At 36.7% G+C, this 10,281-nt stretch carries 9 protein-coding genes; 8 read left to right on the top strand and 1 reads right to left on the bottom strand.

Annotated elements, in window-relative coordinates; translation table 11 throughout:
* Nucleotides 1-244 precede the first annotated feature (244 nt).
* From adhE to V7137_RS07090, 4 genes are read left to right on the top strand one after another with little or no spacing between them, the layout of a single operon-like run.
* Nucleotides 245-2,848, top strand: a complete 2,604-nt coding sequence (adhE, locus tag V7137_RS07105) for a bifunctional acetaldehyde-CoA/alcohol dehydrogenase (RefSeq protein WP_335697431.1) — start codon at nt 245-247, stop codon at nt 2,846-2,848.
* A 35-nt stretch (nt 2,849-2,883) separates the two neighbouring features.
* Nucleotides 2,884-3,633, top strand: a complete 750-nt coding sequence (locus V7137_RS07100; RefSeq protein ID WP_335697430.1) for a hypothetical protein — start codon at nt 2,884-2,886, stop codon at nt 3,631-3,633.
* Between the two features lie 19 nt (nt 3,634-3,652).
* Entirely contained in the window at nt 3,653-4,201 is a 549-nt protein-coding gene (locus V7137_RS07095) for a polyhydroxyalkanoate biosynthesis repressor PhaR (protein WP_335697429.1), read from the top strand.
* Between the two features lie 5 nt (nt 4,202-4,206).
* Nucleotides 4,207-5,274, top strand: a complete 1,068-nt coding sequence (locus tag V7137_RS07090) for an alpha/beta fold hydrolase (protein WP_335697428.1) — start codon at nt 4,207-4,209, stop codon at nt 5,272-5,274.
* Between the two features lie 64 nt (nt 5,275-5,338).
* On the opposite strand, the gene V7137_RS07085 is transcribed toward V7137_RS07090, so the two are convergent.
* Nucleotides 5,339-6,121: an alpha/beta fold hydrolase gene (locus V7137_RS07085; RefSeq protein ID WP_335697427.1), complete on the bottom strand. Its 783-nt coding sequence runs from the start codon at nt 6,119-6,121 to the stop codon at nt 5,339-5,341.
* A gap of 150 nt (nt 6,122-6,271) precedes the next feature.
* Here V7137_RS07085 and phaQ point away from each other — a divergent pair, with 150 nt between their 5' ends.
* The 4 genes from phaQ (at nt 6,272) to V7137_RS07065 (ending at nt 10,141) form a co-directional block, all read left to right on the top strand.
* A complete protein-coding gene (gene phaQ, locus V7137_RS07080; RefSeq protein ID WP_218345848.1) occupies nt 6,272-6,709 on the top strand; it encodes a poly-beta-hydroxybutyrate-responsive repressor in 438 nt (145 codons plus the stop codon).
* Nucleotides 6,690-7,289, top strand: coding sequence for a hypothetical protein (locus tag V7137_RS07075; protein ID WP_335697426.1), 600 nt, complete (start codon nt 6,690-6,692; stop codon nt 7,287-7,289). Before phaQ ends, V7137_RS07075 begins: the two co-directional genes overlap by 20 nt.
* A gap of 441 nt (nt 7,290-7,730) precedes the next feature.
* The gene (locus V7137_RS07070; RefSeq protein ID WP_335697425.1) at nt 7,731-8,939 is read left to right on the top strand and encodes a coiled-coil domain-containing protein; all 1,209 of its coding nucleotides are present in this window, start codon (nt 7,731-7,733) and stop codon (nt 8,937-8,939) included.
* Between the two features lie 371 nt (nt 8,940-9,310).
* On the top strand, nt 9,311-10,141 hold the full coding sequence (locus V7137_RS07065; protein WP_335697424.1) for an undecaprenyl-diphosphate phosphatase: 831 nt from the start codon (nt 9,311-9,313) through the stop codon (nt 10,139-10,141).
* Nucleotides 10,142-10,281 lie beyond the last annotated feature (140 nt).

The following is a 10,281-nucleotide window of genomic DNA, read 5'->3' as shown; positions in this document are numbered from 1 at the left end:
TTCTTTTACAAAAGAATTTATGGCTTTTTTTATTGAATGGAATTATGAACATTTTATGAATTATCCAATAATGAATGGTTATTCATTCATTATTGCGCAAAATTCGACATTTTTCGGTTTATCTGCCGTGATATATTTTAACCAGTAAAGAAGAGGATTGAAAATTCACGTAATTGTATAGGATTTACATGCCTAATTTGTAGCTCAAATTACGTAAAAGGAATGAATTTTGGAGGGAATATTAATGGCAGTTGAAGAGAAGATAGTACTGGAAAAACATTTTATCACTTCAATGATTGACACTTTAGCAAATAATGCAGAAAAGGCACTTGGTGAATTCCGTGGCTATACCCAGGAGATGATTGATGAAATTGTCAAACAAATGGCGCTTACTGCTCTTCAACATCATAAGAATCTAGCAAAATTGGCAGTGAATGAAACAAGGAGGGGGGTATATGAAGATAAGGTATTCAAAAACATGTTTGCCACAGAGTTCATTTATGACAATATCAGAGAAATGAAAACAGTGGGTGTAATCAGTGAAAATAACAATGAGGGAATAGTAGAAATTGCTGAGCCGGTAGGTGTGATTGCCGCCGTGATTCCAATCACAAATCCAACCTCCACTGTTATCTTTAAATCTTTGATTTCGCTAAAAACAAGGAACCCAATTATCTTTGCATTCCCACAATTTGGTCAAAAATGTTGTACTGAAACAGCAGTATTACTAAAGGAAGCAGCAATCAAGGCAGGAGCGCCAGATCATTGCATCCAGTGGATTGAAGTCCCCTCACATGAAGCTTTTCAAGCCTTAATGAAACATCCGAAGGTGTCACTCATTCTTGCAACGGGTGGTCCCAATTTAGTGAAAGCAGCTTACAGTTCAGGTAAACCGGCGCTTGGTGTTGGTGCAGGGAATGTTCCTTGTTATATTGAAAAAACTGCCAATATCAAACGGGCCGTTAACGACATCATCCTTTCGAAAACCTTTGATAATGGTATGATCTGTGCATCTGAACAAGCACTTATTATTGATCATGAAATATATGATGAAGTGAAGGAAGAACTGATTACTAATAATTGTTATTTCCTAAATGAAGAAGAGAGATTAATGGTGGAAAAGGTTGCGATCTTTGAAAAAACAAATACTATTAACCATTTAATAGTTGGGCTATCTGCGCAAATGATTGCCAAATTGGCAGGAGTAAATGTACCTATAAATACCAAGATTCTCATTGCAGAGATAGATGGTGTAGGTCCGAAATATCCGCTTTCATGTGAAAAACTGAGTCCGATTCTTGCCTGTTACAAGGTTAATTATTTTGCAGAGGGAATGCAAATTGCGGAGGATACCTTAGAATATGGCGGTCTTGGGCACTCAGCTGCTATCCATACCGCAGACCAAAAATTAGTAGATATGTTCGCACTTCGTATGAAAGCAGGGAGAATCATAGTCAATACACCATCAACGCATGGTGCAATTGGAGATATTTATAACACATCCTTACCATCCTTAACTATCGGATGTGGTACTTATGGAGGGAACTCTGTGTCACAAAATGTTGGAGCAGAAAATCTATTAAATATTAAAAAAGTGGCAAAAAGAAGAACGTTTACCCAGTGGTTTAAAGTCCCTTCCCAAATTTTCTTTGAAAAAAATTCAATTCAAATGCTGGCTGCTATCCCGGGCATCTCAAGAGCCGTCATTATTACAAGCAAAAGTGCTGTCAAAAATGGTTATGTGGATAAGATCGTTTACTATCTAAACAAGAATCAATGTAAGATCAAGTTTGATACATTCAGCGACATTGAACCAGAACCTACTATTGAAACGGTTAGGAGTGGTGCAGATAGACTGAGAAGGTTTCAGCCAGATTGTATTATTGCCCTTGGCGGTGGTTCGGTTATGGATGCGGCCAAAGCGATGTGGTTATTTTACGAACATCCAGAAACAGATTTTCATAATTTAACCCAAAAATTCTTTAATCCAAGTAAAAGAGTTGTGAAATTCCCAGAATTTTTCGGAAAAGCTAAATTTGTCGCGATTCCAACAACTTCCGGAACAGGTTCAGAGGTGACTGCTTTCGCTGTTATTTCAGATAAGAAAACGAATAGTAAATATCCATTAGCTGATTTCCAATTGACACCGGATGTTGCCATTATCGATCCACAGTTTGTAATGACAGTTCCGAAGCATATTACCGCAGACACAGGAATGGATGTTTTGACACATGCGATTGAATCGTATGTTTCCGTATTGGCTAATGACTTTACAGATGGACTTGCATTAAAAGCTATTCAACTAGTCTTTAAGTATTTGCCAATAGCCTTCCGGGATGGCAGTAATGAACTGGCCCGTGAAAAAATGCATAATGCATCGACAATCGCAGGTATGGCATTCGCCAATTCTTTCCTTGGCATAAACCATAGTCTTGCTCATGTTTTAGGTGCCGAATTTAATATTTCTCACGGACGCGCTAATGCCATTCTTTTACCACATGTAATTCGTTACAATGCTTCAAAACCAAACAAATTCATGACATATCCCAAATATGAAAGTTTCATTGCCGATGAACGTTATGCAGAAATTGCTGCAATGCTTGGACTCCCTGCAGGTACTAAAGAGGAAGGTATCGAAAGCCTTGTACAGGCAATTATACAACTAGCAAAAGAACTAGAAATTCCTATGAGTATCGAAGCAAACGGGGTCGGAAGAGATGAATTTGAAAGTAAAGTAGCAGATCTAGCAGAACGTGCATTTGACGATCAAGATACAATAGCGAATCCAAAACAACCATTTATAAGTGAACTTGCAGAAATTTACCGTCAGGCCTTTAGTGGTATTTAACAAGGAAGAAATAAATTGAAAAGGAAGCGAGTAAGATGGCTGAGAAAAGAGAAAGTGAAGAAGAACAAGGAAAAGAAATAAAATCAAAAAGGAAAAAACAAGAAATTGACGCCCCAACAGAAATAAAAGGAAAAGATGAAGGAGAAGCTGCTGTAGAAATGGTAGAAGAGCCTGTCCTTGGAACGAACAAGGACACTGAACAGGTCACCGAGAGTGCTGGGAGCGATACCCAGTTTTCTAGCTTAGATATGCTTTGGCACAATGCTTTTCGTGAATTAGACGAATGGGCCAAGCGGGCAAACTTCCGGGATGAGATCTTTCTTAAAGAGGCAGTAAATTTTGCAGACAGTATTAAAAAGAATCACGAAAATATGAAAGAAATATTCGAAAAATTTAATATGGAATTATCAGAATGGGAAAGGACAGCACGGGGAGAATTTTTGATGTCTACTGCCAGTCTGCAGCACTTCTTTCCACTAAAGTCTTACGAAGAAATCAATGCTCAGATAGATCAAATTCAAAAAAGAACGATGTCCATTCTAAGTAAACCATGCCAGGTAATTACCCAGTATCAAGCAATGGATAAATACCTGGAAATGATTGAACAATTTATTGCAATTAGGAAAAAAGGCAGGATGCAATATATAAAAACAGTTAAGCAAGCAGGCAACTTAATCTATGAAAATCAAAAAGGTTTTGTCAATCTCTTTGCAGGACAAATCAAAACGTTGATGTTTCCATTAAATAAATACATGGAGAAAGCAGAAGAAATGACAAAATTATAATGACAAGGAGCGATCATTCATGTCAAAGGATAAATCCTATGATCCATTGGAAGGATTCAGAAGAATGAGTGAAATGTGTGAAAAACAATTGAATGGACTGTTATACATGATGACTGACAATAATGAGTTCGTTCGGCTTCTAAAGGTTGGGACAGAAAGTCATGCGCGATACATGGAACTGCTAAGGAAAAACCAAGAGTTCATGGCTGGTGTTATGAATATTCCAACGAAAAAGGATGTTGCAAATGTCGCAAAACTATCTCTGCAAACAGAAGAAAAAATTGATATTTTAGAAGAACAAATTTGGAATGTACAAGATAATTTAAGTTCATTAAATAGGGAAACCTTAGCTATGTTTCAAGAAATAGTCACCATCGCAACACAAATGAAGATGGAAGTCCAAAAAATAGGGCAAGAAATTGCTGAAACACACAAGCTGAAAGAAGATTTTCAAGAATTAAGGCAGGAAATTGATACATTGAACTATCTAGTGAAAAAAGGGAAGGAAAAAGACAAGGAAAAAGAGCTAGTTATTTCGGCTGCTGGCTCTAAAGATGAAAGGGGCTGAGGCTGATGAGTGTTAAAGCAGCGGCGACTAATCTTTTTCCATTTGTTGATGTAGTAAAAGAATCAGTAAGGTGGGAACAAGTTTATAAAGTGTTAACAGAACCGAAGCCTGATATTGTTCCAACACCGAGAGAAATTATTTGGAGAAAAAATAAATCAACGTTATTTTATCATCCTGCTAGAGAAAAAAAATATCAAACCCCAGTGTTTTTAGTCTATTCATTGCTAAATAAACCATATATTTTAGATATCGGGGAAGGAAGTAGTGTCGTAGGAGGATTAACAGAAAGAGGATATGATGTTTACTTCCTGGACTGGGGTTCTCCTGGTATTGAAGATCATGATATCACCCTTGATCATTATATTCTTGATTATTTAGAAAATGGTGTCAAACGTGCCTTGCGACATTCAGGTTCAAAGGAAATATCAATGATTGGCTATTGTTTAGGTGGAACCATAGCGGCTATATTTACTTCGTTAACAGAATTACCAATTAAGAATTTAATCCTGGCAACGGTACCTATTGATTTTAGTGTGGGAATCGTTCCAGATAAGTGGTTAAAAGGGCTGCAAAAAGGGACAATAAATTTTGATCGTTTATCAGAGGTTTATGGTGTTATTCCAACTGAAATTATGTATGGAATGTTTAGAGGACTTTCACCGGTTTACGTTAGTCCATGGGTAAACCTGATTTCCCGTGCACATGATGTAGAATATGTGAAAAAATGGCGCCGGATGGACAAGTGGACCAAAGACTCTGCTTCGTTTTCAGGGGCAGCTTTCAAACAACTATTTAATGATCTCTATAAAGATAACAAACTCCTTAAGGGAGAACTTACAATAGGAGGGAGGAAAGTAGATTTAAAAAATATCCATTGTCCATTTTTCGTCTTCTCAACGTCAAGAGATACCTTAGTATTAGAGAAACAAAGCCTGCCTGTTATCGACATGGTTTCTAGTGAAGATAAAACGTACGAGGTTTTTGAGGGAGGACATGTTTCTTTGGCCCTAACAGGGAAGTTTGCTACTTTCGCGGACAAGTGGCTCTCCTCACGATCAGAGCAAATGAAGTAATTTCTTTCATAAGGCAGCAATAACGTACTAGCGGGAAGGACAGCCATCCTTCCCGCATTATTAGTTATGAAGCTGTTTTTTGTTGCTCAATGAATTTCTTCAAGAGATTATTAAACCGGTCTTTGGCTTCCAATTTGGCGAGATGACCAGTATTCCGCATAATAATAAATTCCGAATGTGGAATCAACTGGTGCATCCAAACCTGAATCCAAACAGGTAATATGGAGTCATATTGTCCCCCAACAATAAGTGTCGGAACGTTTACCATCGGTAATAACGACAAATTATTAACTTCAAAACATGCCGCTAAGGAGTCAACAAATATCTGCCGTTTCGGTTGAAAAATCCTATCGAATTTTTGAACCGTTTCCTTATTCCATGAGTAAAGCGCCATCCGTGAAGCATATTCTGAGTGCTCTTTCGATAATGAAATCTGCTCGAGCAGTTTTTTTCTTGGTTCATATAAGATACTTTTTAGTTTCTTAGGAAAATAATGAAATGAACTAATTAGTAGAAGTGTTCGGCAGCATTTAGGAGCCTGACGGTACATCTCCTGTGCAACAGCCCCGCCCATTGACAGACCTAGTATGTGAGCGGTTTCAATTTTTAACTCCTTTAATAAACCGAGTATATCGATGGCAAAGTTTTTAATTGATATACCATCCGTTTTATTACATTCTCCATGACCACGTAAATCAGGGATAATCAATTCATAGTGATTAGCTAATTCATATTGATCCTCCCATCCTTCTTTTACTTCACCTAAGCCATGAATCAACACCAACGGATCACCCTTCCCGAAGTGCAAATAAGGGACCCCCAATTTACTAGTTTTTGCTATTTCCATTTCACACCACCTGCTCATTTTAATTAGTTAATTACCGAATAAAAGAAAATGTAGACGTCAATATTTAACTATTACTCATAAATATTTACTGCGTTGACAAAATATTACCCATAGGTGTAAAATACATGTATAGGGTGAGGTGATAAAGATATGGTGAATCAAGACAATCAAACCATTAATCCTTCAAAAAATTTTGTGCTGCCATTTATTTTATTGCTTCTTAGCAGGATGTCCCTTCATGGATATGAGCTTAGCCAGAAACTAGAGGCATTCGGGTTTAAGACGCTTGACCAGGGGAATCTGTACAGATTGTTAAGACAACTAGAAAAGGACGAACTTTTATCTTCAGAATGGGATACATCTGGGAGCGGTCCTGCTAAAAGAAGATATTCCATAACTAAGGCAGGAACTACATATTTAAAGGGTTACGCCAATCAACTAGAATCCTACCAATCGTTATTGGATCAATTTTTCAAAATGTATACCAGTTTCTTTGAGCTCTATATTCCTTCGTTTAATAGGAAGGATCCAATAGAGAAAGTCAATAATAAAAAGAGGAGGAAAGACGATGGCACAGAAGAAAAATGAAACGGTTCAAGCTGCTGAGGAAACAATTATGCCATCAGCAGAAGAATCGGTTGCAGTAGGATCATTTGTCAACACGTTTTGGGATCAATTTGAGCTATCACGTGAACGTACAGAACAGCTTCGGGAAAATAGGGAGGATGCCTACATTAATGCAGTAAGGGAAGTTATCAAATTCAATAAGCAATTTAGAAAATCAGTTGCAAATTTGTATCACCAATCGAAAAATACAAATAAGGAAATAGTTTCTGAACTCATGCATCAACTTCCTTTCAATAAACAGGTAATGAAGGATGAGGATTTACCATTGAACGAAGGTGAAGAGTTTAAAAAACAGTTTGTAGAGGTTTCTGGACAATTAGAGAACCTCGCGTTAACACCAATCAAATCCATTTTCCATATTGTTGACCAGTTGGAAGATAATTTTGAAAAAAATGCAGAATCAAGTATTGCCTTTGAACGTGATCGCCGTAATGCATGGCATCAAGTAAGGAAGGAATATGTTAAATTGGCCAGAAATACTCATTTAAACATTATTGACCGTAGCAAAAGTAGTCTTAAAGAACTAGTCAAGACTCAGTAATTACTTTTTACCTACTTCTAAGGAGAATTTACAGCATTGAGTAAGATAAGCGTCCATTATAGATCATAAGAACCACAATCTCTTTTCATTAGTACCTGGAGATTGTGGTTCTTTTATTTTGTTAGAGTGTTTCCCAATAATAAGTGATTTTTAAACCATTTTTTTAGACTATCACCAAAAATTACCATTGAAATATAAATGTAACTTAATTATTACGTGTTTGACAAAGTTAGTTGATATACTTTTCATTAGGACAAAATAAGATGATATGGGAATTTTTATGAAGATTGACCTATATAATTGATATCATAGATAGGAAAATTGGTAGATTACATACAAAGTTGTCACTTTACATAGACCTAACAGCTGCCTTAATTCGTCTTCGTTATTTGTTTTGCATTAATATGGGTAATTTGGATATTAGAAGGCAGGGGAACCAAATTGAAAAAGAAGCTAATCATACTAAGTACCACAATTACTATGGGACTCGGGAGTGTATTCACTTTTCCAGTTGAAGGGGCAAAGGCAGCTCCCCTAAAAAAAGTACAGGATCAGCGTTCAGGTCTTCAAACAGAGATATCAAATGCAAATAAAGAAATTTCTCAAGTTCAAGATGAATTAACCAAACTTACAGAGCAAATTAACAGGGTTGAGCAGGCCATTAAGGATAATAGTAAAATGATCATTCAGACAGAAGAAAAAGTAAAAGCATCACAATCCGAAGTGAATGATCTTCAACAAGAAATTACGACCATACAAGAGCGAATTCAAAAACGGAATCACATATTAAAAAAACGTGCCTTGTCGCTGCAAGAAAGTGGTGGACAGGTTAGTTATTTAGATGTGATTCTAGGATCCTCAAGCTTTAGTGATTTCGTAGGACGACTAGGCGCGGTAGCATCTATGGTTCAAGCAGATCAAGATATTATTTCACAGCATAAAGAGGACCTGCAAGAAGTCCAAACGAAGCAATCATCAGTAGTGAAACAGTTAAATAATTTGCAAATTATGAAAACGGAACTTATCGGGATGCAAGAACAGATATTAGAACAAAAAAAGCAAAATGAAGCTTTAAAAGAAGAACTTAAGAAGAAAGAGCAGGAAAAACTTTCTGAAAAAGCTGATTTACAACAGAAAGAGGGAACACTTGCTATAACAGAAGCGCAATTAATAAGCGAAGGCCAAATTAATAAGGGTACGAAAAATGAAACCATTGATATATATGTTACTTTACCTACTGCCACCAATGAAGCCATTAATACTGTCATACATGCTGGAGTAAAGTATATTGGAAACTCCGTTTATGTTTTTGGCGGGGGAAGAAACTCTTATGATGTTGCTCATGGAAGATTTGATTGTTCTGGATTTGTTGCTTGGGCCTTTAGACAGGCAGGAATAAAAGTCGGTGCTCATACAGATATCTTAAAAAATACTGGAACAAGAGTCTCCATCAGTGAAGCTCGTCCTGGTGATCTTGTATTCTTTGACACTTATAAAATAGATGGGCACGTGGGGATTTACCTTGGCGGTGGTAAATTCATTGGCTCACAAAGTTCAACCGGAATTGCGATTGCTGATTTAACACAAGGTTACTATACGAAGAAATTTAATGGGCGTGTAATGAGAATCATCGATGATAAAAAAGAATAAGGCTGTGTAAAAGGTTATTGTTGATATTTTTAGCAATGTTGATTGGAGCGGAAGGCTATCTAATATAATGAAAAGATTAAATGCTCAAAATAGAACAGAGGTTGCAGTAAAAGCCATTCGATTGGGAATTATTGATTAGGAATTGTGCAGTATAGCAGGAAATAACCCAAATGCGGCTAAGTATTAAGTCCGCATTTTTCTTTGGAAATAAATACAAGAAACTTTTAATGGAAAGTATTCGTTATATAGTGTGGGGAGGAAACTGGAATTTATAAATGATTGCATTGGAATTTTTTTATGAGTAAAATAAATGAGTTATAGAAGATAATTACGTACAATACTTTTGCAAAAAGGTTAGGAGATTAACAGCAATGGATCTACTTATGATTATTAAAGCTATTATTCTAGGATTGGTAGAAGGTTTAACGGAATTTGCACCCGTTTCATCCACTGGGCACATGATTATCGTGGATGATATGTGGCTGCAATCTGAAAAGTTTTTGACACAGCACGGCGCAAACACATTCAAAGTCGTCATCCAACTGGGTTCAATATTGGCGGTGGTTGTCACCTTTAAGGATCGCTTTATCGATTTATTAGGACTAGGACGGTTCAGAAAACAGACAACTTCAGACCAAGGCCGTCTTAAACTATCCCAGGTTATTGTGGGGTTAATTCCTGCTGGAGTTCTTGGCGTTCTTTTTAACGATTATATTGATGAACATTTATTTTCAACCGCAACTGTTTTAATTGGCCTAGTCATTGGGGCGATCCTTATGATTCTTGCTGACCTTATTGGTTCAAAATATCCGAAAGTACAAACAGTTGACCAAATTACCTATAAGCAAGCATTGACAGTCGGATTGTTTCAATGCTTTTCCCTTTGGCCTGGATTTTCTCGTTCTGGATCAACCATCTCAGGCGGCGTCCTGATGGGGATGAGTCACCGTGCTGCAGCTGATTTTACCTTTATTATGGCTGTACCGATCATGGCAGGTGCTAGTTTTCTTTCCTTATTAAAGAATTGGGAATATATGACCTTGGATGCCTTACCTATTTTTATCGCGGGATTTATTAGTGCTTTTATTTTTGCTTTATTGTCTATTCGCTTTTTCCTAAAGCTAATAAATAAAATTAGGTTGTTGCCATTTGCCGTTTATCGTATTGTCTTGGCATTCATCCTCTATGTCATTTTTTTCTAAATTTGGCATTTTGAATAGGAATCTATAATAATAGACTGGTAGTGGAGAAACACGTCGTTTCTTCCTGCCGGTTTTTTTGTATGTATAACTATAAAAATTAAAATGATGTATAAGCCTGTTTAAAAATAATTAGTTATTTA

It is taken from the genome of Neobacillus drentensis (genome assembly GCF_036962765.1).
In the GTDB taxonomy this organism is placed as follows: domain Bacteria; phylum Bacillota; class Bacilli; order Bacillales; family Cytobacillaceae; genus Neobacillus; species Neobacillus drentensis_C.
Note: the sequence above shows the minus strand (reverse complement) of the source record. Positions and strands in the feature narration are given on the sequence as shown.